20 protein-coding genes are annotated in these 21,010 nt (G+C 65.6%); 13 read left to right on the top strand and 7 right to left on the bottom strand.

Translation table 11 applies throughout. The features are described from left to right. The first annotated feature begins 4 nt into the window (after nt 1-4). A complete protein-coding gene (locus tag AC2A04_RS06000; RefSeq protein WP_484211376.1) occupies nt 5-841 on the top strand; it encodes an SDR family oxidoreductase in 837 nt (278 codons plus the stop codon). A gap of 55 nt (nt 842-896) precedes the next feature. On the opposite strand, the gene AC2A04_RS05995 is transcribed toward AC2A04_RS06000, so the two are convergent. Continuing rightward, nucleotides 897-1,553 (bottom strand): alpha/beta hydrolase, encoded by a 657-nt coding sequence (locus tag AC2A04_RS05995; protein ID WP_484211375.1) that lies wholly within the window; start codon nt 1,551-1,553, stop codon nt 897-899. 116 nt (nt 1,554-1,669) lie between these two features. Between AC2A04_RS05995 and AC2A04_RS05990 the strand changes: the two genes are divergently transcribed. The 3 genes from AC2A04_RS05990 to AC2A04_RS05980 are packed head-to-tail and all read left to right on the top strand — an operon-like array spanning nt 1,670 to nt 4,130. Next, nucleotides 1,670-2,716, top strand: coding sequence for a cysteine desulfurase family protein (locus tag AC2A04_RS05990; RefSeq protein WP_484211374.1), 1,047 nt, complete (start codon nt 1,670-1,672; stop codon nt 2,714-2,716). Beyond that, nucleotides 2,713-3,795 (top strand): cysteine desulfurase family protein, encoded by a 1,083-nt coding sequence (locus tag AC2A04_RS05985; protein ID WP_484211373.1) that lies wholly within the window; start codon nt 2,713-2,715, stop codon nt 3,793-3,795. The genes AC2A04_RS05990 and AC2A04_RS05985 overlap by 4 nt, the downstream gene beginning before the upstream one ends. Nucleotides 3,796-3,797: 2 nt before the next feature. Continuing rightward, entirely contained in the window at nt 3,798-4,130 is a 333-nt protein-coding gene (locus AC2A04_RS05980) for a 2Fe-2S iron-sulfur cluster-binding protein (protein ID WP_484211372.1), read from the top strand. 15 nt (nt 4,131-4,145) lie between these two features. Here the strand turns inward: AC2A04_RS05980 and AC2A04_RS05975 are convergent, their stop codons facing one another. Then, a complete protein-coding gene (locus AC2A04_RS05975) occupies nt 4,146-5,018 on the bottom strand; it encodes a LysR family transcriptional regulator (protein ID WP_484211371.1) in 873 nt (290 codons plus the stop codon). 98 nt (nt 5,019-5,116) lie between these two features. Between AC2A04_RS05975 and AC2A04_RS05970 the strand changes: the two genes are divergently transcribed. From AC2A04_RS05970 to AC2A04_RS05950, 5 genes are all read left to right on the top strand, one after another. Further along, a complete protein-coding gene (locus AC2A04_RS05970) occupies nt 5,117-5,827 on the top strand; it encodes a CoA transferase subunit A (RefSeq protein ID WP_484211370.1) in 711 nt (236 codons plus the stop codon). Continuing rightward, the gene (locus tag AC2A04_RS05965; RefSeq protein ID WP_484211369.1) at nt 5,824-6,711 is read left to right on the top strand and encodes a hypothetical protein; all 888 of its coding nucleotides are present in this window, start codon (nt 5,824-5,826) and stop codon (nt 6,709-6,711) included. Before AC2A04_RS05970 ends, AC2A04_RS05965 begins: the two co-directional genes overlap by 4 nt. Before the next feature lie 24 nt (nt 6,712-6,735). Then, on the top strand, nt 6,736-7,395 hold the full coding sequence (locus AC2A04_RS05960; protein ID WP_484211368.1) for a CoA transferase subunit B: 660 nt from the start codon (nt 6,736-6,738) through the stop codon (nt 7,393-7,395). Nucleotides 7,396-7,417: 22 nt separating this feature from the next. Beyond that, on the top strand, nt 7,418-8,101 hold the full coding sequence (locus tag AC2A04_RS05955) for a glutathione S-transferase family protein (RefSeq protein ID WP_484211367.1): 684 nt from the start codon (nt 7,418-7,420) through the stop codon (nt 8,099-8,101). A gap of 111 nt (nt 8,102-8,212) precedes the next feature. Then, a complete protein-coding gene (locus AC2A04_RS05950) occupies nt 8,213-9,370 on the top strand; it encodes an iron-containing alcohol dehydrogenase (RefSeq protein WP_484211366.1) in 1,158 nt (385 codons plus the stop codon). A gap of 64 nt (nt 9,371-9,434) precedes the next feature. Here AC2A04_RS05950 and AC2A04_RS05945 read toward each other — a convergent pair whose 3' ends face one another. Beyond that, nucleotides 9,435-9,959 (bottom strand): type 1 glutamine amidotransferase domain-containing protein, encoded by a 525-nt coding sequence (locus tag AC2A04_RS05945; protein ID WP_484211365.1) that lies wholly within the window; start codon nt 9,957-9,959, stop codon nt 9,435-9,437. A 165-nt stretch (nt 9,960-10,124) separates the two neighbouring features. Between AC2A04_RS05945 and parC the strand changes: the two genes are divergently transcribed. After that, nucleotides 10,125-12,413, top strand: coding sequence for a DNA topoisomerase IV subunit A (gene parC / locus AC2A04_RS05940; protein ID WP_484211364.1), 2,289 nt, complete (start codon nt 10,125-10,127; stop codon nt 12,411-12,413). A gap of 66 nt (nt 12,414-12,479) precedes the next feature. After that, a complete protein-coding gene (locus AC2A04_RS05935) occupies nt 12,480-13,253 on the top strand; it encodes an SDR family NAD(P)-dependent oxidoreductase (RefSeq protein ID WP_484211363.1) in 774 nt (257 codons plus the stop codon). Nucleotides 13,254-13,299: 46 nt separating this feature from the next. Here AC2A04_RS05935 and AC2A04_RS05930 read toward each other — a convergent pair whose 3' ends face one another. Continuing rightward, on the bottom strand, nt 13,300-15,348 hold the full coding sequence (locus AC2A04_RS05930) for a protein-disulfide reductase DsbD family protein (RefSeq protein WP_484211362.1): 2,049 nt from the start codon (nt 15,346-15,348) through the stop codon (nt 13,300-13,302). 166 nt (nt 15,349-15,514) lie between these two features. On the opposite strand from AC2A04_RS05930, the gene AC2A04_RS05925 reads away from it, so the two are divergent. Together AC2A04_RS05925 and AC2A04_RS05920 are read left to right on the top strand one after the other, a co-directional pair. Next, complete coding sequence (locus AC2A04_RS05925) at nt 15,515-17,194, top strand: alkaline phosphatase family protein (RefSeq protein WP_484211361.1); 1,680 nt, start codon at nt 15,515-15,517, stop codon at nt 17,192-17,194. Further along, nucleotides 17,191-18,411, top strand: coding sequence for a UbiH/UbiF/VisC/COQ6 family ubiquinone biosynthesis hydroxylase (locus AC2A04_RS05920; protein WP_484211360.1), 1,221 nt, complete (start codon nt 17,191-17,193; stop codon nt 18,409-18,411). The genes AC2A04_RS05925 and AC2A04_RS05920 overlap by 4 nt, the downstream gene beginning before the upstream one ends. Here AC2A04_RS05920 and AC2A04_RS05915 read toward each other — a convergent pair. The 3 genes from AC2A04_RS05915 to hemC are packed head-to-tail and all read right to left on the bottom strand — an operon-like array spanning nt 18,408 to nt 20,988. Then, nucleotides 18,408-19,343, bottom strand: coding sequence for a hypothetical protein (locus tag AC2A04_RS05915; RefSeq protein ID WP_484211359.1), 936 nt, complete (start codon nt 19,341-19,343; stop codon nt 18,408-18,410). The genes AC2A04_RS05920 and AC2A04_RS05915 overlap by 4 nt on opposite strands. A 29-nt stretch (nt 19,344-19,372) precedes the next feature. After that, nucleotides 19,373-20,053, bottom strand: a complete 681-nt coding sequence (locus tag AC2A04_RS05910; protein ID WP_484211358.1) for a uroporphyrinogen-III synthase — start codon at nt 20,051-20,053, stop codon at nt 19,373-19,375. Next, nucleotides 20,050-20,988 carry a hydroxymethylbilane synthase gene (gene hemC / locus AC2A04_RS05905; RefSeq protein ID WP_484211357.1) on the bottom strand — a complete coding sequence of 313 codons (939 nt, stop codon included), beginning with the start codon at nt 20,986-20,988 and terminating at the stop codon, nt 20,050-20,052. The genes AC2A04_RS05910 and hemC overlap by 4 nt, the downstream gene beginning before the upstream one ends. Between the last annotated feature and the right edge of the window lie 22 nt (nt 20,989-21,010).

The raw sequence follows: 21,010 nt of genomic DNA, 5'->3' as shown, positions 1-21,010 counted from the left end.
GACCATGACCAACCATATCGCGGGCAAATCGATCGTCATCACAGGCGCGGGCGGGGGCTTCGGCAGCCTGGTCGCCAGGAAGGCAGCGGCGCTTGGGGCCAGCGTGACGTGCGGGGATATCAACCTCGCGGCGGCCCAGGCCGTCGTCGATGCGATCGTGCGGGATGGCGGCAAGGCCCAGGCGGTCGAGGTAGACGTTACCAACCTTGCCGCTGCCAAGGCGCTCGTCGCCATGGCAATCGAGGCTTTCGGCGCGGTCGACGTGATGATCAACAACGCCGGAATCATGCCGCTTGCGTTCATTGCCGATCACGAGGTGGCTTACCCCGCGTGGGAGCGCTGCATCGACATCAACATCAAGGGCGTGCTCAACGGCATGGTCGCGGCGTTCGATCCGATGATGGCGGCCGGGCGCGGGCAGATCGTCAACCTCTCGTCGATCTACGGCAATTTCCCCGTGGTTGGCGCGGCGGTCTATGGCGCGTCGAAGGCTGCGGTGAATTTCCTTTCGGAATCGCTGCGCGTCGAAAGCCGGGGCCGGATCAAGGTTACCACGATCAAGCCGACCGGCGTGCCGAGCACGGGCCTGTCCGGCACGATCGTCAACATGGGGGCCGCCGTTGGGATCCTTGGCCAGAACACCGACGAGTTCATGGCAATGTCGGGCCAGATGGCGGAAGGCACCTTTCCGGCGGAACGGCTCGATCCCGCGAACATGGACTACGCCAGCCTCGCGCCCGAACACATCGCCGATGCGATCATCCACGCGATCGACCAGCCTTGGGGCGTCTCGATCGCGGATGTGACTGTCCGCGCGGCGGGCGACCATTTCATCTTGTGACAAGCAAAAACCCCCGCCGGGAAGGGCGGGGGTTTTTGGTTCGCGTTGCCGCCGATCAGCGGATCGGGCAGTCCGGCGAGAGGCGCATGTCGAGGTAGTTATCGACCGCGCGCATCATGTCGTCCATCTCGTTTTCGAAGAAGTGATTGGCGCGGGGCACTTCGTCGTGATGGATGGTGATGTGCTTCTGGGTGCGCAGCTTGTCGACCAGCTTCTGCACCGCATTGGGGGTGACGACCGTGTCAGCTGTGCCCTGCACGATAATGCCCGAGGCGGGGCACGGCGCGAGGAAGCTGAAATCGTACATGTTTGCAGGCGGCGCGACCGAAATGAAGCCGCGGATTTCCGGCCGGCGCATCAGCAACTGCATGCCGATCAGCGCACCGAACGAATAGCCCGCGATCCAGGTGGTGCTGGCTTCGGGGTGGATCGACTGGACCCAGTCGAGCGCGGCAGCGGCATCGGACAGTTCGCCGATGCCGTTGTCGAAACTGCCCTGGCTGCGGCCAACGCCACGGAAATTGAAGCGCAGCGTAGCAAAGCCGCGCGCGACGAAGGTCTTGTACATCGCCTGCGTGATGCGATCGTTCATCGTGCCGCCCGCCTGGGGGTGCGGATGGAGGATCATCGCCACCGGAGCGCGCGGGCGCGATGCGGGTTGGAAGCGGCCTTCGAGACGGCCTTCGGGGCCGGGGAAAATGACTGAGGGCATTGCCTGTCCTGGTTGCCTGTGTTCTGGCCGCGACGGCGAGCACTGCCGGGGCTGGGAATTGGTCAAAGGGCTATATAGAAACCACCCTCACGAAAGCAACTTTTCCGGGATTTGCCTTGCCGATCTATCTTGACCACGCTGCGACCACGCCGATCCTGCCGCAGGCGCTTGCCGCGATGGAAGAGGGTTTTCGCATCTGGGCCAATCCTTCCAGCCCGCACAAGGCAGGCCGTGCGGCGCGCGCGGCGCTCGAGGAAGCGCGCGCGCGGATCAAGGCGACGCTCGGCTGGAGCGGCGAAGTGATCTTCACCAGCGGGGCAAGCGAGGCTTTGGCAATCGCCACCAGAAATGCGTCGCCGGGCAAGCATTTGCGGTTCATCGCCAGCGCGGTCGAACACGAGGCCGTGTTGCGGCTCGCGCCCGAGGCAATGCGGCTGGGCGTGGGTGCAGACGGGCTGGTGAAGGTTTCCGAGCTGGACCATGAGCTTGCGATGAGCGGCCCGGCACTGGTTGCGATCCAGCAGGTCAACAGCGAGACCGGCGTGGTGCAGGATCTGGCGCCGATCGCGGCGTTGGCAAAGGCCCACAGGTCGCAGCTTCTGGTCGATGCGGCGCAGGGCGCGGGCAAGCTGGCGCTGCCGGATGCCGACATGATCGCGCTATCGGCGCACAAGTTCGGCGGGCCGGTAGGAATCGGGGCTCTGCTGGTGCGCGAGTACGGCCTGCTGCATCCCGGTGGCGGGCAGGAGCGCGGGTATCGCGCCGGGACCGAGCCACTGCCATTGGTGCTGGGCATGGCCGCGGCGCTGGAGGCAGGGAATCAATGGCTCAAGTGCGCTTCAGGTTTGCGGGAATCGCTGGAGAGTCAGCTGCTTGATCTGGGCGCGGAAGTTATTGCGGCCCAGTCGCCGCGAAGCCCGACGATCGGGGCCTATCGCATGCGCGGCAAATCGAGTGCGGCGCAATTGATCCGCTTCGACGGGGCAGGAATTGCGGTATCGGCAGGAAGTGCCTGTTCTTCGGGTTCCTTGAAGGCCAGTCATGTGCTGACGGCGATGGGTGTCGAAGGTCTTGGCGAGGTCATCCGCGTGTCGATCGGACGCGAGACGACCGAGGCAGAGATCGCGCGGTTCGTGGACGTGTGGCGGGAGATCCGGGGGTGATCTACCTCGATTATCAGGCGACGACGCCACTGGCACCCGAAGCGCGCGAGGCGATGATGCCCTGGCTGGCCGGGCCGGATGTTGCCGGGTTTGCGAATCCTCACAGCCCGCACCGTTTTGGCCGCGCTGCAGCGGCGGCGGTGGAGGTGGCGCGGGAGCAAGTGGCAGCGCTGTTGCCGCCGGGCGGTCGCGTGGTTTTCACGTCCGGGGCGACCGAGGCGCTCAATCTGGCGATCATCGGGTCCAGCCGGAAGCGGCTGGCGGTGTCCGCCATCGAACATGCGGCGGTGCTGGATACCGCGAAGTTCGTCGATCCGGGCATGGTGTCATTGCCGGTGGATGGCGATGGGCTGGTCGATCCGGAGGTGGCTATCCCCGATGGCACCGGGCTGCTCGCGGTGATGCAGGTGAACAACGAGATAGGCACGGTCCAGCCGGTCGAGGCGCTCGCGGCGCGGGCGCGGGCGATGGGCGCACTGTTCCTGTGCGATGCGGTGCAGGGTGCGGGCAAGCTCGCCGCACCCGACGCGGCTGATCTGATCGCGGTGTCATCGCATAAGCTTCATGGGCCCAAGGGCATAGGTGCGCTGTGGGTGCGGGACGGGGTTGAGATTGTGCCACTGATCCACGGCGGCGGGCAGGAGGGCGGCTTGCGTTCGGGCACGCTCAGCCCTGCACTCTGCGCCGGGTTCGGCGCGGCAGCCGCACTGTGCACAAGTCTGGGCAAAAGCGATGCGGAGCATGTGGAAACACTGTGGACGTTGGCGCGGTCGCTGTTTGCGGACTGGACACTGAACGGTAGCGCAACCGCGCGCTGGCGCGGAAATCTCAACATACGGCTAGAGGGGCTGGATGTCGGGCGGCTGTTGTCGGAATGCCGCAGTGTGGCGTTTTCTGCAGGTTCGGCCTGTGCCAGCGGGTCGGGCAGGCCAAGCCATGTCTTGCGCGCACTGGGACTTTCGGACAGGGATAGCAAAACCGCGATCCGGCTTGGGTTCGGACGCTATACACGGGAACAGGAGCTGATCGAGGCCGCAGCGGCAATCCATGCCGCGGCGAGGGTTCAGGGAGTCTTGTAGCCATGGTCCGCGTCACCTTCGTAACTCCACAGGGCGATAAGATTGCCGCTGAAGGCGAGGCGGGGACGCGCCTGCTCGAACTGGGCCAAGCCAAGGGCATGCCATTGGAAGGCACTTGCGAAGGCCAGATGGCCTGCTCCACTTGCCACGTGGTGATCGCCCCCGACTGGTTCGGAAAGCTGCCCGCCGCGGTCGACGACGAGGAAGACATGCTTGACCTTGCCGCTGGCGTGACGCGCACCAGCCGCCTGTCCTGCCAGATCGAACTGACCGATGCGATCGATGGGCTGGTGGTGCATATTCCGACTGAAGCGCGGGATATGCAGGGGCGGTAGCACCGGGCCGATGGTCTATCCATCTACCCGAAGTTCGCCTGCACGGCGGAACAGCTCCAACACCACCGGATCACTTTCGGTACTGCGGATGGCGGCTTCGAAGCGGATCGTGCGCGCGGGGCGCGGCAGTATTTCGGCAAGCGCCCCTGATGTCAGCAGGCCCCGAACCATTGGTTCGGGCAGAACCGCTGCCCCGCTGCCGCCGCCAACGATGTCGATGAGTGTGCGCACATTGTTGCAGGTGCCGATAGAGCGCGGCGAAATGCCATGTTCGGCAAGCGATTCCAGCATCACGCCGTGCAACGGTGAATGGCTGGGGATCGACCAGACCGGCAGCCCCTGGGCAAAGCCGCCTGCCTCGGCCGTGGCGCGACTTGCAACCCAGACCAAGCCTACCGAACCGATTTCGGACGTGCGGATGCCGGGGCTGGCGACGGGGCCCGCGAGCAGACCGAGATCGATCGTTCCACCGAGCAATTGCTGGAGCATGCGTGCGGTCAGATCGAGCTCGATTTCCAGCGTGACGCCGGGCAAGTCGGTCTCCACCGCCTGGACGAAGCCCGGCAGGCATGAGGCGGCGGCGATTTCACCGCTGCCGATCCGCACCGTGCCGGTCGCGCCTTCGAATCCCGAGGCGGTGAGCAGCGCCTTTTCGAAGCCTGCCCATAATGGCTCGCATTCTGTCACCAGGCGCCGCCCCCGCGCGGTGAGAACCATGTTGCGCCCTTCGCGACGAAACACCGAAATACCCAGTTGCTCCTCGATTTCGCGGACGCGCGCGGATATGGCAGGCTGCGTGGTGTTGAGCCGTTCGGCGGCCGCGCGGAACGTGCCGAGCCGCGCGATCCACAGCAGGGTTTCCAGGTGATAAATGGCGATGCGCTTCATTCGATCAGTAAGTCTTATCGAATCAGATAAAAAACAATCGCTCTTTTCAATTCCTCCCCCGTGCTACCAGCGCGTCTGAACGCAGGAGAGATTTCCCGATGTCGAAGAAGCTTTACGCCGATGCCGCCGCCGCGCTCGATGGCCTGCTCAGCGATGGCCTGCTCATCGCCTGCGGTGGGTTCGGCCTGTGCGGCGTGCCCGAGCGCCTGCTCGATGCGGTGCGCGACAGCGGGGTCAAGGACCTGACCTTTGCATCGAACAATGCCGGGATCGACAACGAAGGCATCGGCAAGCTGCTCCGCACGCGCCAGGTGCGCAAGATGATCTCGAGCTACGTGGGCGAGAACAAGGAATTCGAGCGTCAGTATCTTTCGGGCGAGCTCGAGGTCGAGTTCTGCCCGCAGGGCACATTGGCCGAGCGCATGCGCGCGGGTGGCGCTGGCATTCCGGGGTTCTACACCAAGACGGGCGTTGGCACGCTGGTGGCCGAAGGCAAGGAAACCAAGGTCTTTGACGGCCAGGAATTTGTCCTCGAACGTGGCATCTTCGCCGACCTCGCACTGGTCAAGGCATGGAAGGCCGACGAGACCGGCAATGTCACATTCCGCAAGACCGCGCGCAATTTCAACGTGCCTGCCGCCACCTGCGGCAAGGTCTGCGTGGTCGAAGTCGAAGAGATCGTACCCGCAGGCATGCTCGATCCGGACAGCATTCACCTCCCGGGCGTTTACGTGCACCGCATGATTGTCGGTGCGCCTTACGACAAGAAGATCGAATTCCGTACCGTGCGCGAGCGCGAGGCGGCATGACCCTGCGCCCGTTGTCTGGCATTCTGGCGCTGACGCTTGCGGCCACGCAGCTTGGTGGCTGCGTGGCCGCAGCGCTCGTGCCCCTCGCGGCGAGTGGCGCCGTGGCCAAGCGATCGGTCGACATCGGCAAGGGGAGCAAGGACAAAAAGAAGGTCAGGCCGATTGTGACCGTGGGCAAGGGGACCGCGACACCGCCCCCACTCACGTCGAATGCGCCGACCGTTGCCCCCCCTCAGCCCGAGGCGGCACCGTCTCCGCTGCTCAACGCGCCACCGCTTCCCCCGCCCAGCTTTGCACAGCCTGACGCGGTCCAGACACCGGTTGACGGTGATGGCTTCGAGGCGATGTCGCGATATGTCATGGTCGCGAGCGCGGCCAACCCGGGCAAGGCCCGGCGGTCGGCCCTGGTCGAGCAGCAAAGCCTGGCCTCGCTGCCGCGGATGCAGTCCTGCGGCGGCGAACGCGGCGCGTTGCTGATCGATCTCGATCCCGGCGAGAAGCCGTTTGACCTTGCAGATCCGCCGTCGCCTGCACCGGGCCTTGCCGAACACCTGCGCAAGATCCGGGGCACCGGCATTGCTGTCTTGTGGATCGCAACGCTGCCCGAGAGCGCGAGCGGGGACCTTGGCACGATCCTCAAGGCCACCGGCCTTGACCCGCTGGGCATCGACAAGACGTTGCTCCTGCGCCGGGGCGAAACGCGCAAGCAGCAAGTCCTGCTGCGGGCAAGCCAGGACTGGTGCGTGCTGGCCATCGCGGGCGACCGCAAGGGCGATTTCGACGAGGTTTTCGATTATCTGCGCAATCCGGACGGTCCGGTTGCGCTGGCTCTGGAGCAGCATATCGGAGCCGGCTGGTTCCTCGTGCCGCCCCCCATCCGTTAAGATCAGCAGGAAGACACCAGATCCATGACCACGCATGACGGGCTGAAAGCCGGATGGAGCCGCGACCAGATGGCTGCGCGCGCCGCGCAGGAGCTGCAGGACGGGTTTTACGTCAACCTTGGCATCGGCATCCCGACGCTCGTTGCCAATCACGTGCCCGCGGGCATGACCGTGACGCTGCAATCGGAAAACGGCATGCTTGGCATCGGACCGTTTCCTTACGCGGGCGAGGAAGACGCCGACCTGATCAACGCAGGCAAGCAGACGATCAGCGAGCTTGCATACTCGGCCTATTTCGACAGTGCTACCAGCTTTGCCATGATCCGCGGTGGCAAGATCGACCTGACGGTGCTTGGCGCAATGGAAGTGGCCGAAAACGGCGACATCGCCAACTGGATGGTGCCCGGGAAGATGATCAAGGGCATGGGCGGCGCGATGGACCTTGTCGCCGGGGTCAAGAAGATCATCGTGGTAATGGAACATGTCGCCAAGGACGGCAGTCCCAAGTTCATTCCTGCCTGCACCTTGCCGCTGACCGGCCGCAACGTGGTGGACATGATCGTAACAGATCTTGCCGTCTTCGCCCGCGCCGACCACACATCGCCCTTCAGTCTGGTCGAACTGGCTCCCGGCGTCAGCGCCGAGGACGTGCGCGCTAAGACGACCGCGCACTACGTCGAGTAAGGACCCACAGAGGAGAGTTCCGGTGTCATACATCCTGATCACGGCAAACCGGAACTACTCCAGCTGGTCGCTGCGGCCATGGGTGCTGATGAAGGCGCTCGGCATCGCGTTCGATGACCGGATCGAACCTTTTACCAAGCCGACCAACTACGACGAGTTCCGCGCTTTCTCACCCACGGGGCAGGTTCCGGTGCTGCTCGATGGTGTGCGCACGGTGTGGGATTCTCTTGGAATCGCGCTCTACCTTGCCGAGCGTCACGACGGCGTCTGGCCACAGGACCAAGCCGCGCGCGCTTTTGCCATGTGCGCCGTTGCCGAAATGCATGGCGGTTTTTCCGCGCTGCGCAATGATTGTACGATGAATGTCGGCGTCCGGGTGAAGCCCCGTCCGATGCGCGATGCCCTGCTGCGCGACGTTGCCCGCGTGCGCGAGATTTTCGAGCATGCCCTCGCCAGTTTTGGCGGACCTTGGCTTGCCGGCCCCGCATTTACCGCGCTCGACGCGTTCTTCGCCCCGGTTGCCTTCCGTATCCGCACATATGGGCTCGATGTCGGCAAGGGGCAGGCGTGGGTCGATCATATCCTGGCCCATCCGGCCATGCTGCAATGGGAAGCTGAAGCCTTGGCCGAGACCTGGCGCGAGGTTGGCCACGAGGCAGAGCTGGCGGAGTGCGGGGAAATCGTCGCGGACTTCCGCAAGGGCTGAGGCGAAAGGGCGGCGGTAGTTCAGTCCTGACTGCATTGCCCTCGCACTTTCGCGGCTTGCACCCACAAGGGGAATGGGCTTCCGATGAGGGGAAGCATAGAGGACTCCTGCATGGCCGCGATCAACCTGCCCCGCGTGATCCGCATTGGCGGTGGCGCATTGACCGAACTGCCCGGGGCGCTGGCACAGTGCGGGCTTGTCCGGCCGTTCGTGGTGACCGACGGGTTCCTTGTGCAATCGGGCATGGTGGCGCAGCTGGTGGCCGTGCTTGAGGATGCGGGTCTTTCCGCGCAAGTCTTTGACGGGACGGTGCCTGATCCGACGGTTGCGGTGGTGGAGACTGCGCTCGCGGCGCTGGCCGGGAGCGGATGCGATTGCGTGATCGGGTTTGGCGGGGGCAGTCCGATCGATACGGCCAAGGCGATCGCCGCGCTGGCGCTGGAACCGCGCCCCGTGCCCACGATGAAGGCGCCTGCCGTAACCGACGTGCCCGGGTTGCCGATCATTGCTGTGCCGACGACGGCGGGAACGGGGTCGGAAGCAACGCGCTTCACCATCGTTACCGATGAAGCGACCAGCGAGAAGATGTTGTGCGCAGGCCTTGCCTTCCTGCCGACCATCGCAATCGTCGATTTCGAGCTGACCATGGGCAAGCCCGCGCGGCTGACGGCGGATACCGGGATCGATTCGCTGACTCACGCAATCGAGGCCTACGTCTCGCGCCGGGCCAATGCGTTTTCCGATGCCATGGCGCTCTCGGCGATGAAGCTGATCGCGCCCAATCTTCGCTCCGCCTGCGCCGAGCCGGGCAACCGCGCGGCGCGCGAGGCGATGATGGTGGGCGCGCATCATGCGGGGATTGCCTTTTCCAATGCCAGCGTGGCTCTGGTTCACGGCATGAGTCGCCCGATCGGTGCGTTCTTCCATGTGCCGCACGGACTTTCCAATGCGATGCTGCTGCCTGCGATCACGGCGTTTTCCGCATCATCCGCGCTGGCGCGTTACGCCGACTGTGCCCGCGCGATGGGCGTGGCGAGCGAGGGTGAGGGCGATCAGGCGGCCGTGGCGCGGCTGCTCGATGAACTTCGCGCGCTGAATGCGGATCTGGCGGTGCCGACGCCGCGTGCCCACGGCATTGCCGAGGCCGAATGGTCGAGGCTTGTGCCCGAGATGGCGAGGCAGGCTCTCGCTTCGGGGTCTCCTGCGAACAATCCGCGTCTGGCAGATGCCGCGGAGATCGAGGCGCTTTATGCCGGTGTGTTCGGGTAAGGGGCGCCCGGAGTCCCCTCTCCCGACCCTCCCCCCTGAAGGGGGAGAGGGATTCTGGATGTGATCAGTCCGCCAGCGCGTCGATCAGTGCCTGCGAAAAGGCGGGGATGTCTTCGGGCTTGCGGCTGGTGATGAAGTTGCCGTCGATGGCAACTTCCTGATCGACCACGTCGGCGCCTGCGTTGGCAAGGTCGGTGTGGATCGAGGGCCAGCCGGTAACGGTGCGGCCATCAAGGATATCGGCCTCGGCCAATAGCCAGGGGGCGTGGCAGATCGCGGCAATGGTCTTTCCGGAATCGTCGAAGTCGTTGATCAGATCGATGGCATCGTCGTTCATCCGCAGGATGTCGGGGTTCATCTGCCCGCCGGGGAGCAGAAGGGCGTCGTAGTCCTCTGCCGAGACGGCATCGAGCGTGAGATCGACCTTCACGCTGTCGCCCCAGTTCTTGTCCTTCCAGCCCTTGATCGAGCCAGGTTCGATGCTGGCAACGACGGTTTCGATGCCGGCGTCCTCGAGCGCCTTCTTGGGGCCCATCAGTTCCGACTGCTCGAAGCCGTTGGTCGCGAGAATGAGTACGCGCTTGGTCATGGAATTTCTCCGAAGAATGGGGTGCGGCCCGCGAAGGCCCGAAAAGGGCGGCGGCGGGTGTCCCCCCTACAATTGACGGTGCGGTGGGTTGTTCCCCGGCTTTCGGGAGCTGGCCTCTGCCTTGCCCTTCCGTTCGGGCGGGCGGATTGCTAAGCCGCAGGGGCCATGGCGATCACCACCGACAACGACCCCGATCCGTTCGACGCTATCGTCGATGCCCCGTTCGATTCCGCCTTGTCGGAACGCTACCTCGTCTACGCACTGTCGACGATCACGGCGCGTTCGCTGCCCGATCTGCGCGACGGGCTGAAGCCGGTTCACCGCCGCCTGTTGTGGGCGATGCGGCAGCTGAAGCTGAACCCCAACGACGCCTTCAAGAAATCGGCGCGCGTGGTGGGCGACGTGATCGGCAAGTATCACCCGCACGGCGATGCCAGCGTCTATGATGCCATGGTCCGCCTCGCGCAGGACTGGTCGCTGCGCTATCCGCTGGTTGAGGGGCAGGGCAACTTCGGCAATATCGACGGCGATAATGCCGCTGCCTACCGCTATACCGAAGCGCGGCTGACGCGCACGGCCATGCTGCTGATGGCAGGCCTCGAAGAAGGCACTGTAAACTTCGTGCCGACCTATAACGGCGAGGACGAAGAGCCCGAGATATTCCCCGGCCTGTTCCCGAACCTGCTGGCCAACGGATCCAGCGGCATCGCGGTGGGCATGGCGACCAACATTCCGAGCCACAACGTGGCCGAGATCGTCGACGCGACGCTGCTGCTGATCGACAACCCCCATGCCGAACACGCCGCACTGATGGAAGTGTTCCACGGGCCGGACCTGCCGACCGGCGGCGTGATCGTCGATAGTCCTGCGGTGATCTCGCACGCCTATGAAACCGGGCGGGGCGCGATTCGCGTGCGCGGGCGCTTCTCTACCGGGCGCGACGAAGCCGGGAACTGGGAAGAAACCGGGATAGAAAAGCTGAGCGCCGGCCAGTGGCAACTGGTCGTTTCAGAAATTCCGTACATGGTACAGAAGAGCAAGCTGATCGAACAGATCGCCCAGCTCATCGCCGACAAGAAGCTGCCAATCCTCGAGGACATCCGCGACGAATCCGACGAGCAGATCCGGCTGGTGCTGGTGCCCAAGAGCCGGAACGTCGATCCGGAACTGCTCAAGGAATCGCTCTACAAGCTGACCGACCTGGAAAACCGCTTCGGCCTCAATCTCAACGTGCTGGATTCGCGCCGCACCCCGGGCGTTTTGGGCCTGAGGCTGGTGTTGCAGGAATGGGTGATCAGTCAGATCGACATCCTGCTGCGCCGATCGCAGCACCGGCTGGACAAGATCCTCAATCGGCTCGAGCTGCTCGGCGGCTACATCATTGCCTATCTCAACCTTGATCGGATCATCGAGATCATCCGCACCGAGGACGAGCCAAAGCCGGTGATGATGGCCGAGTTCGAACTGAACGACCGCCAGGCCGAGGCAATCCTCAACATGCGGCTGCGGTCCTTGCGCAAGCTTGAGGAAATGGAACTGCGCAGGGAGCGCGACGCGCTGATTGCCGAGCAGGAAGAGCTGCAGAAGCTGCTCGACAGCCCTGCACGCCAGCGCACCCGTCTCAAGCGCGACCTTGCCGCGCTGCGCAAGGAATATGCCGAGGACACGCCGCTCGGCCGCCGCCGGACGACGATTGCCGAAGCCGCGCCGACGCGCGAGTTCAGCATGGACGCGATGATCGAGAAGGAGCCGGTGACGGTGATCCTTTCCGCGCGTGGCTGGATCAGGGCAGCCAAGGGCCACCTCGCGCTGGATGGCGACTTCAAGTTCAAGGAGGGCGATGGCCCTGCCTTTGCGCTGCATTGCCAGACCACCGACAAGTTGCTGGTGGCGGTGGACAACGGGCGGTTCTACACGCTCGGCGCGGACAAGCTGCCGGGTGCGCGCGGCTTTGGCGAGCCGATCCGCACCATTGTGGACATCGATCCCGATGCGCAGATCGTGGCGTTGGTGGTCTACAAGCCCAAAGGGCAATTGCTGCTGGCCGCAAATTCGGGCCGGGGCTTTGCCGCCGAGATGGACGAGCTTCTCGCCGAAACGCGAAAGGGGCGCGGCGTCGTTTCGACCAAGCCGGGCGTGAAGCTGGCGGCGGTGCGCGAAATCGCGGCCGAGCACGACCATGTTGCCGTGATCGGCGACAATCGCAAGCTGGTGCTTTTCGCGCTTTCCGAAGTGCCGCTGCTCGCCAAGGGGCAGGGCGTCACGCTGCAGCGCTACAAGGATGGCGGCATGGCCGACGTGATCACGCTGAAGCTGGAGGATGGGCTTTCCTGGGCGATGGGCGGCGATACCGGCCGCACACGAACCGAAAAGGACCTGCTGCCGTGGAAGGTCGCGCGCGGTGCTGCGGGACGGTTGCCGCCGAACGGGTTTCCACGCGACAACAAGTTCTGACTGATCTGCGGGGTTTGCGGGGCAGAGCGGCGCGCTCAGACGATCAGTCCTGAACAGGAGAGAGTGATGGACCGCCCACGCTATTCGCTCGACGGCCGGATTGCCTTGATCACCGGCGCGTCGTCCGGCCTCGGCGCACATTTTGCACGGCTCTATGCGGCTGCAGGGGCGGCGGTTGTGATCGGGGCGCGGCGGGTGGAGCGTGTCGCGGCGCTGGCGGACGAGATCACCGCAAGCGGCGGTCGGGCGCTGCCCGTCGCGCTCGACGTGACCGACGAGGGTTCGATCATCGCGGCGTTCGATGCGGCTGAAGCCGCGATTGGCGTGCCCGATGTGGTGCTGGCCAATGCCGGGATCGTAGAGGCGGGGCGGTCCATCGACCTGCCGGCGGACGCCATGCGCCGCGTGGTCGATACGAATTTCAACGGCGTTTACCTCACCGCGCGCGAGGGGGCGCGGCGGATGATCGCCGCGGGATCGAAGCAGAGCGAGAAGGGACGCATCATCCTGACCGGATCGATCACCGCGCAGATGACTGCGCAAGGCGATCCGGCCTATGCCGCGACGAAGCTGGCGGTGCAGCACCTTGGCCGACAGTTCGCGCGCGAGTGGGCGCGCCTTGGGATCAACGTCAACGTGATCCAGCCGGGCTATATCCGCACCGAGATCGACGGCGAGTGGTTCGATAGTGAAGGTGGCAAGGCGCAGATCGCTTCATGGCCGCGCAAGCGACTGACCGAAATCACCGCGTTGGACGACATGATGCTGTTCTTCGCCTCGGACGCATCGCGGCAGGTAACGGGGACGTTTATTTCGGTGGATGACGGCCAATCGCTCTGACGCTGAAGATCGGACAAGCCTTGGTCAGTTGCCGAGTGACCAGCGGTCAACCGGCAACCGGTGCGCCGGCCAGTTCCACCAGGGTGTCAGGCCCCAGCACTTGCGGCAGTTGCCGGGGCTCTCCGCCTCCGGACGGATACCACAGGTAGAGCGGAACGCCTGCTACGCCCCGGGCAGACAGGAAGCGGGTTATCGCCGGGTCTCGCCGCGTCCAATCGCCACGCATGACCATGACCTGCGCCAGACCGAACGCCGCCCGAGTCTTCTCGGTTTCGATTGCGATGTTTTCGTTGACCTTGCAGGTCAGGCACCAATCGGCCGTGAAATAGACGAAAACGGGAATGCCATCGGCGTGCGCCTTGGCGAGTGCGGCCTCCGAGAAGGGCTGCTCGTCGAGGTATCCTCCGCTTGAAGCCGAATCGGTGATCGCCTGGCGCGGCAGGATGACGGCAACACCTGCGACCAGCGCGAGACATGCGGCTGCGACCCAGCGCGGCGCGGCCTGCGCGCGTTGCTGGCGGCGTCCGACGAACCACAGCAGACCGATCAGCACGAGCGCGGCAACTGTTGCAAGAATGGCGAAGCTCTGGCCGCCCAGACGCCGGGCGAGCCAGATCAGCGCAAGGGCCGTCAGTCCCATTGGCAGGGCCATGAACCGGCGGAAGCGCTCCATCCATGCCCCCGGCTTTGGCAGAAGGCGGCGCAAGGCCGGCACGAAGCCCAGAGCCAGGAACGGCAGGGCAAGGCCGAGGCCGAGCGCGGCGAAAACGCCGAGCGCCGCCCATGTCGGCAAGACCAGCGCCGCGCCCATCGCGGCGGCCATGAACGGACCGGTGCAGGGCGTGGCGACAAAGGCAGCAAGCAGACCTGTACCGAACGCGCCGGATTTGCCCGCGCCGCGTTCCAGCGACAGGCCAGGTAGTTCGTAAAGACCCGCAAAGTTGGCGGTGATCGCCACGGCGAGCAGCAGCAGCACGGCAACAACGCCCGGCTCCTGCAACTGGAAGGCCCAGCCGACCTGCTCGCCACCCGCGCGCAGGGCAAGCATTACGCCGCCAAGCGCAAGGCAGGCGAGGACAACGCCAGCGGTATAGGCAAGGCCATCGGCCTTGGCGTCGTGCGAATTGCTGCGCGCCAGGGCAAGCGCCTTGAGGCTGAGGATCGGGAACACGCAGGGCATGATGTTGAGAATGAGCCCGCCAAGCAATGCACCGAGCAAGGCAAGGCCAAGCACCGAGGCCGAGATGGCATCGCCGCCCACCTCGCTGCCGCCAGCAGGAACCGGACCCGGTACGCTGGTAAAGGCGATGCCGCCCGCATCCTTGCCCATGGCGAGAACGCCTTCGACCTTATCAGGCCGCGCCAACGCCTTGCCCAGCGGAACGTCCACCACCAGCGTGTCGCCATCGCGGAAAAAGCGCTGGGGCGCGGCGTAGTCTGCAAGGCGCTCGGTCGACAGAAACAGATGCGGACCATCGAGCGGCGCGCTGGCCGGGAACGGTATGGCGATGCGCAAGGCCTTGGGACCGAGCGCGAATGTGCCTTCGCGGTCAAGCGGGGCGGGCAGGGCGGCGCGCCAGCCGGCAAAGCGCGGATCGGCAGCGCCCGCGTTGCCGGTGCCTCGGCCGATTGTGACAGCACCTTCCAGTTCGGCGCGTTCGGGTACGCAGATCGTCTCGGTGCAGACCAGCCACTGCGCCTTGACACTGATCGGCAAAAGTGTGCCGGGGCGAGCATTTGTGGGCACGGTGAGGGGTACGAGCACAGCATAATCGTGTTCGTAAACGTGGTTCATCAGGCCCTGGATGAGCAGGGTCTGCGGCACGGGAAACTGCATCGTGCCGGTGCTGGCGCCCGGGGGCATGGTCCAGTCGAGCGTGAGGCCGTAGCCCGCGTCGCCGGGATTGGACCAATAGCCGTGCCAGCCCTTTTCAGGCTGCATCAGCAGCGCGAGCGTGACCGTCTGCCCGGGTTGCACAGGACCTTCGGCGAGGAGCGAGGCGCGCATGTGGTTGGGGGCTGCCGCTGCCGGACAGAGCGCAAGCCCGAACGGGAGCAACAGCGCCGTCACAAACATCGCTATGCTACGCAACATGTTGATACCAGACATCTTGTGCCCGGCCGTCCTGCAAACTGCGCGATCGGACATGGAGGTCCCACAAGGCCCCTTGAACGAGAACGCCACCGGGGCCATGCGTAGCGCTCTTCGGGCGTCCTACGATTGGCCTGCCGATGAGTCCAGTAGGTCTGCCCCAAGGAGTATGTCCCACGTGAAGTGCCAAGCCCGCAAGATCGCCATGCTGCTTGCTTCCGTCGCCGTTGCGGGCGTGCCTGCCGCTGCGCAGGAAGCGCCCGCGGTTTCGCAGAGCGTACCGTCCGGTGCGCCGCGCCTCGTGGTGGCGATAGCGATCGACCAGTTCTCGGCAGACATCTTCGCGCAGTATCGCCAGCGCTTCACCGGGGGGCTTGCGCGGTTGACGCAAGGCGCAGTGTTTCCGGCAGGTTACCAGAGCCACGCGGCGACCGAGACTTGCCCCGGCCATTCCACGATCCTGACCGGAAACCGCCCCGCGCACACCGGGATCATTGCCAATTCGTGGATCGACCAGTCGGTGACGGTGGGCCCGAAGCAGGTCTATTGCGCCGAGGATGTGAGCAAGCGCGTGGCGGGCTCGAAGGACTATGTCGCGTCCGTTGGCAATCTGCTGGTGCCGACGCTGGGCGAATGGATGAAGCGGGCCAATCCGGCGGCGCGGAACATCGCGGTTTCGGGCAAGGATCGCGGCGCGCTGATGATGGGCGGGCACGAAATCGATCAGGTCTATTGGTGGAAAGGCAAGCAGTTCGTCACGCTTGCCGGGCGCGAGATCGGCCCGGTGGCGCTGACGCAGAACGCCGCGATCACCGCGACGCTGGGCAAGGGTGCGGCAGCCTACCCGCTTCCCGCGTGGTGCGCGCGCGCCGATCGCGCCTTTCAGGCGGGCAAGGCGACCGTAGGCACCGGGCACTTCGCGCTCAAGGCTGGCGACGCGGACGCCTTCCGCGCGTCGCCGCGGCTGGACCGGGCGACGCTGCATCTGGCCGTTGGGCTGGTCGACGAGCAGAAGCTGGGCAAGGGCGCCGTGCCCGATCTGCTGGCGGTGAGCCTTTCGGCAACCGACTATGTCGGCCACGCCACCGGCACCGAAGGCGCGGAAATGTGCATCCAGCTCACCCAGCTCGACATGGCGCTGGGCGATTTCTTCGCCAGCCTCGACAAGCGCGGGATCGATTATGCGGTGGTGCTGACTGCCGATCACGGCGGGTTCGATATCCCTGAGCGGCTGCACGAACAGGCGCTTGAAACGTCGTCGCGCGTCGGTGCGGATGTTTCGGCTGATGCGCTTTCGGGCGTGCTGGGCAAGCGCTACGGGCTTGAGGCCAAGGGGCTGATCCTGTCGGACGGGGCTTCGGGCGATTACTGGGTGCGCCGGGATGTTGCAGCGGGCCTCAAGGGCAGGATCGTCGATGATGCCAAGGCGTGGTTCGAGGCCAATCCGCAAGTCGAAGTGGCGCTGACCGCCGCGGAGATTGCGGCGACGCCGATGCCCCATGGATCACCGGAAACCTGGACACTGGCGCAGCGCGCACGCGCTTCGTTCAACCCGCTGCATTCGGGCGATTTCGTGGTGTTCCTGAAGCGCGGAGTGGTCCCAATTGCGGTACCGGGTCCGGGTTATGTGGCGACTCACGGCAGCCCGTGGGACTATGACCGTCGCGTGCCGATCCTGTTCTGGCGCAAGGGAATGACCGGGTTCGAACAGCCCAGCGCCGTGGAAACGGTGGACATCGCGCCGAGCCTTGCGGCATTGATCGGCCTGAAGATTCCCGAAGGTTCGTTTGACGGGCGTTGCCTCGATCTCGATGGTGGGCCGGGCAATACCTGTGGAGCCGCGAAATGAATGACCTTACCGCCGACGTTGTCATCCTTGGCGGTGGCCTTGTCGGCATGACGCTGGCGATCGGCCTCGCCAAGGCGGGGATCAGTGCCCACGTGGTTGACAATTCCGACCCCGCCGCACAGACGGCTGACGGTTTCGACGGGCGCGCCTCCGCGATCTCGACCGCAAGCTGGAACCTCTACGCGCATCTGGGCATGGCCGAGGCGCTGACGCCGCTTGGCTGCCCGATCGAGGCGATTGCCGTGACCGACGCGATGAAGCCGGGGCGGATCGACTTCAAGCCGGGCGAAGGGGATGGCTCGCTGGGCCGGATGTACGCCAACCGCGACTTGCGAATCGCGATGTACGATGTGGCAGCGAAGGAGGAAGCGATCACCTTCCACCCCAATGCCAACGTGGTGAAGCGCGAGCGTGGTGAGCATGGCGTGGCGGTGACGCTGGCCGATGGCCGCGTGCTCAAGGGGCGGCTGCTGGTCGGGGCCGAGGGTCGCAAATCGCCGACGCGCGATGAAGCGGGATTCACGCCAGCGCGGTGGGACTATGGCCATCGCGCGATCATCGCTGGGCTTACGCACGAGAAGTCCCACGAAAATGTCGCGTGGGAAGTGTTCTATCCCGCAGGGCCATTCGCGCTGCTGCCGCTGCTCGATGGCGCAGACGGGGTGCACCGTTCGGCGCTGGTGTGGACCGTGGCCGAGAAGGACGCCGCTGCCGTTCTGGCCATGCCCGAGGCGATGTTCCTGAACGAAGTGTCGAGCCGGATGCACGGCATCTTCGGCAAGATCGAACTGGCAAGCCCGCGCACGTCCTACCCGCTGAACTTCCACCACACCGTGAAGATCGTGGACGAGCGGCTGGCGCTGGTCGGCGACGCCGCGCACGGGATGCACCCGATCGCGGGGCAGGGCCTCAACGTCGGCCTGCGCGATGTGGCGGCGCTGGTCGAGGTGCTGTCCGACGGCGTGCGGCTGGGGCTGGACGTGGGCGACGCTCAGCTACTCGCCCGCTACGAACGCTGGCGCGCGGCGGATACCTTCATGGTGGCGACTGCGACGGACGTGCTGACGCGGCTGTTTGGCGTTCCGGGCAAGCTGCCTTCGGCGGTGCGCCGGCTTGGCATGGCCGGCGTGCAGCGCGTGGGGCCATTGAAGCGCTGGTTCATGGACGAGGCGCGCGGGATGAGTGGCGATCTGCCGAAGTTGCTGCGGGCGGCTTAATCGTAAATCACAGGATTCGGCGGCGGAATTATTGTTTCAGACCGGGTCGCGCCAATACTCTGCTTTGGAGTTGGTGTGATTGATGAAGGCGTCTCGGGCGTCGGCGTCGCAACTGGTGGCTGCGCGTTCATCAATGCCGCCGCTTCCAGTTGGTCCAGCGCGCGCTCTGTGGCGGTGTAGGCGCGGGCGTGGGCCAGCCAGTCGGCGGCAGCAGCGTTGCCGGGCATGCGCTCGACTTCGGCGGCGGCAGCTTCGACCTTGCCGCCGGCAAGGAAGGCGCGGGTGCGGACGAGGCGGCTTTCGGGAGTGGGCGAAGGCATGTCGTCGTGGCGGACGACGAACAGGCCGGAGACCTGGCGGCTGAACCAGTCCCACGTGCCTTCGTTTGGCGAGCCACCGACAAGCGTGGGTGCAAGCAATTCGAACTCCTCACCCAGTTGGGCGAGCGTGACAGGCGTGGCTCCGGCGGCGATGATCTGGTCGACTGCAGCGCCCTGGGTGGCACCGAAGCGCGCGCGCAGCTGTGTCTCGATCCAGCCGAGCGGCTGGCCGCGTTCGAGCGCACGGCGGGCGGCAAACGCCAGCAGCAGCGACTCAGCGCGCGTGGCGTTGCCCGAGGCGGCGAGGGCTTGGGCGTTGAGCTCGGCGAGGCGCTGTTCGAGCGCGGCAACCTTGGCTGCGGTGTCGCTGAATTCGGCCTGTGCGGCTACGTCGACCGTGGGGGCAGGAGCGCTGGCCGAGGCGCTGGGCGCGGCGACGAGTTGCGGCACGCCATCGGAAACATCGAATTCGATCAGGCCGTTGCGCCAGCCAAGCCATGCGGCGCCGGCAGCGCCCGCGACAAGGCAGGTGGCAAGCAGCGCGGCAATGGTGCGCCCGCGCAAGCCATTGCGCCCTGGTGCCACGCCCTGGCTATGACCGTAATCCTGCATGCGTTTTTTCTTGTCCTGTCGCCCCGAAGTCACACTGTCTGGCACATTCGCGCGGCGAGTTCCAGCAGGTCCGCATCGGTTCTTGTCCTGGCGGTGGCAGTGCTGGCCCAACCCGGACCGGCACGATCACGGATGCGGTCCGCGAGACAGGCGATGTGGATGCTTGTCCTTGGAATTTCAAGGCGTTCGCATTCGTGGGCAAAATGGCGCGCGGCCTCGCCCGAATGGAGCAGGACGACACAAGGCTTGGCAAGGAGCGCTTCGAGCGGGCCCGGAATGGGACAGGGCCGCGCGGCATAGACCACGCGCGTGGTGATTCGCACGCCTTCGGGCGCGTTGAGTTCAACGCGGTCTTCACCGGCGAGGCGCAAGTAGGTGCCGGGGGGCAGCGCCTCGACCATGGGTTGCAGGCCGCCTTCGCCGATTTGCGCCACGGCAAAGCCTTCGCTGCGGGCGACAGCGGCGGTGGTTTCACCCACGGCGGCGACAGGAATGGGCGTGAGTGCGTCGAGTTGCGGCCCGCCGTGGCGAAACACGTTGGCGCTGCCGGCGAGTATCGCGGCAAATGGCTCTTTCGGCAGGTCCCATGCGCGCGGTGCGATGTCGAACAGCGGAAAGCCGTGAGCGCGCAGCCCGAGATTGCGGGCAAGGCCTAGCGTTGCCGCATTGCCCGGCTCGGGACGGATCACGATCAGCGGAAGCGTGGTCATGGTGCTCCGCTGAAATGGACCGTGATCGCCTCGGGTGCTTCGGCCAGCAGGCGCCGGGCGAGGCGGGCAGGGCCGTCGCCGTCGAGAGGCGCAAAGGTTTCGTGTCCCTCGGTCCGTTCCGCGCCATCGGGGCTGTAGATGGCGGCGCGCAGGGTGAGCGAGGAGTCATGCGTGGTGGTGAGGACCGCGATCGGGCTGTGGCAATTGCCGCCGAGTGCGAGAAGCAGCGCGCGTTCGGCGCGGATGGCATCGTGGCTGGGTGTGTCGTCGATGGCCGCCAGCCAGTGGCGCAGATCGGCGCGCGCGGCGAGGCATTCGATGCCGATCGCGCCCTGGGCCGGGGCGGGGAGCCACTCGAACTCGGACAGGGCATGGCCGACGCCGGTCTCGCCAAGGCGTTCGAGGCCGGCGGCGGCGAGCAAGGTGACGTCCGCCTCGCCCGCCTGCAGCTTGGCCAGGCGCGTTGCGACATTGCCGCGAAAGCCGACGATGGTGAGATCCGGCCGGGCGTGAAGCATCTGCGCGGCGCGGCGCGGGGCGCTGGTGCCGACGCGCGCACCGGGCGGGATGGCATGGATAGAGGACGCACCTACCAGCACGTCGCGCACGTCGGCGCGGGGAAGGACGGCGGCAATCGCGAATTGTTCAGGGCGGACGGTCTCGACGTCCTTCATCGAATGGACGGCGAAGTCGATCTCGCCCGTGATGAGCCAGGCGTCGAGCTCCTTGGTCCACAGGGCCTTGCCGCCGATCTCGGCCAGCGGGCGGTCCTGCACCTTGTCGCCACTGGCCGTGACGGGGACCAGTTCGACCATGTCCTCGGGCCAGCCATGCGCGGCGCAGAGGCGCGCGCGCGCCTCGTAGGCCTGTGCCATGGCGAGGGGCGAGCGGCGCGTGCCGAGCTTCAGCGGCGTTTCGGGTGTGGCAGGTGTCATGCGCCGCTTGCCGTAAACGGGA

It is taken from the genome of Novosphingobium sp. HNCC26DJ243 (assembly GCF_057180545.1).
This window is presented reverse-complemented; position numbering and strand designations above follow the sequence as displayed.

Excerpts from the sequence above, each read along its gene's own strand:
- AC2A04_RS05945 (WP_484211365.1), bottom strand. The coding sequence starts at position 9,959 with ATGACCAAGCGCGTACTCATTCTCGCGACCAACGGCTTCGAGCAGTCG.
- AC2A04_RS05970 (WP_484211370.1), top strand. The coding sequence starts at position 5,117 with ATGTCGAAGAAGCTTTACGCCGATGCCGCCGCCGCGCTCGATGGCCTG.
- AC2A04_RS05935 (WP_484211363.1), top strand. The coding sequence starts at position 12,480 with ATGGACCGCCCACGCTATTCGCTCGACGGCCGGATTGCCTTGATCACC.
- AC2A04_RS05910 (WP_484211358.1), bottom strand. The coding sequence starts at position 20,053 with ATGACCACGCTTCCGCTGATCGTGATCCGTCCCGAGCCGGGCAATGCG.
- AC2A04_RS05995 (WP_484211375.1), bottom strand. The coding sequence starts at position 1,553 with ATGCCCTCAGTCATTTTCCCCGGCCCCGAAGGCCGTCTCGAAGGCCGC.
- AC2A04_RS05975 (WP_484211371.1), bottom strand. The coding sequence starts at position 5,018 with ATGAAGCGCATCGCCATTTATCACCTGGAAACCCTGCTGTGGATCGCG.
- AC2A04_RS06000 (WP_484211376.1), top strand. The coding sequence starts at position 5 with ATGACCAACCATATCGCGGGCAAATCGATCGTCATCACAGGCGCGGGC.
- parC (WP_484211364.1), top strand. The coding sequence starts at position 10,125 with ATGGCGATCACCACCGACAACGACCCCGATCCGTTCGACGCTATCGTC.
- AC2A04_RS05915 (WP_484211359.1), bottom strand. The coding sequence starts at position 19,343 with ATGCAGGATTACGGTCATAGCCAGGGCGTGGCACCAGGGCGCAATGGC.
- AC2A04_RS05960 (WP_484211368.1), top strand. The coding sequence starts at position 6,736 with ATGACCACGCATGACGGGCTGAAAGCCGGATGGAGCCGCGACCAGATG.
- AC2A04_RS05920 (WP_484211360.1), top strand. The coding sequence starts at position 17,191 with ATGAATGACCTTACCGCCGACGTTGTCATCCTTGGCGGTGGCCTTGTC.
- hemC (WP_484211357.1), bottom strand. The coding sequence starts at position 20,988 with ATGACACCTGCCACACCCGAAACGCCGCTGAAGCTCGGCACGCGCCGC.
- AC2A04_RS05925 (WP_484211361.1), top strand. The coding sequence starts at position 15,515 with ATGTCCCACGTGAAGTGCCAAGCCCGCAAGATCGCCATGCTGCTTGCT.
- AC2A04_RS05980 (WP_484211372.1), top strand. The coding sequence starts at position 3,798 with ATGGTCCGCGTCACCTTCGTAACTCCACAGGGCGATAAGATTGCCGCT.
- AC2A04_RS05965 (WP_484211369.1), top strand. The coding sequence starts at position 5,824 with ATGACCCTGCGCCCGTTGTCTGGCATTCTGGCGCTGACGCTTGCGGCC.
- AC2A04_RS05930 (WP_484211362.1), bottom strand. The coding sequence starts at position 15,348 with ATGTTGCGTAGCATAGCGATGTTTGTGACGGCGCTGTTGCTCCCGTTC.
- AC2A04_RS05950 (WP_484211366.1), top strand. The coding sequence starts at position 8,213 with ATGGCCGCGATCAACCTGCCCCGCGTGATCCGCATTGGCGGTGGCGCA.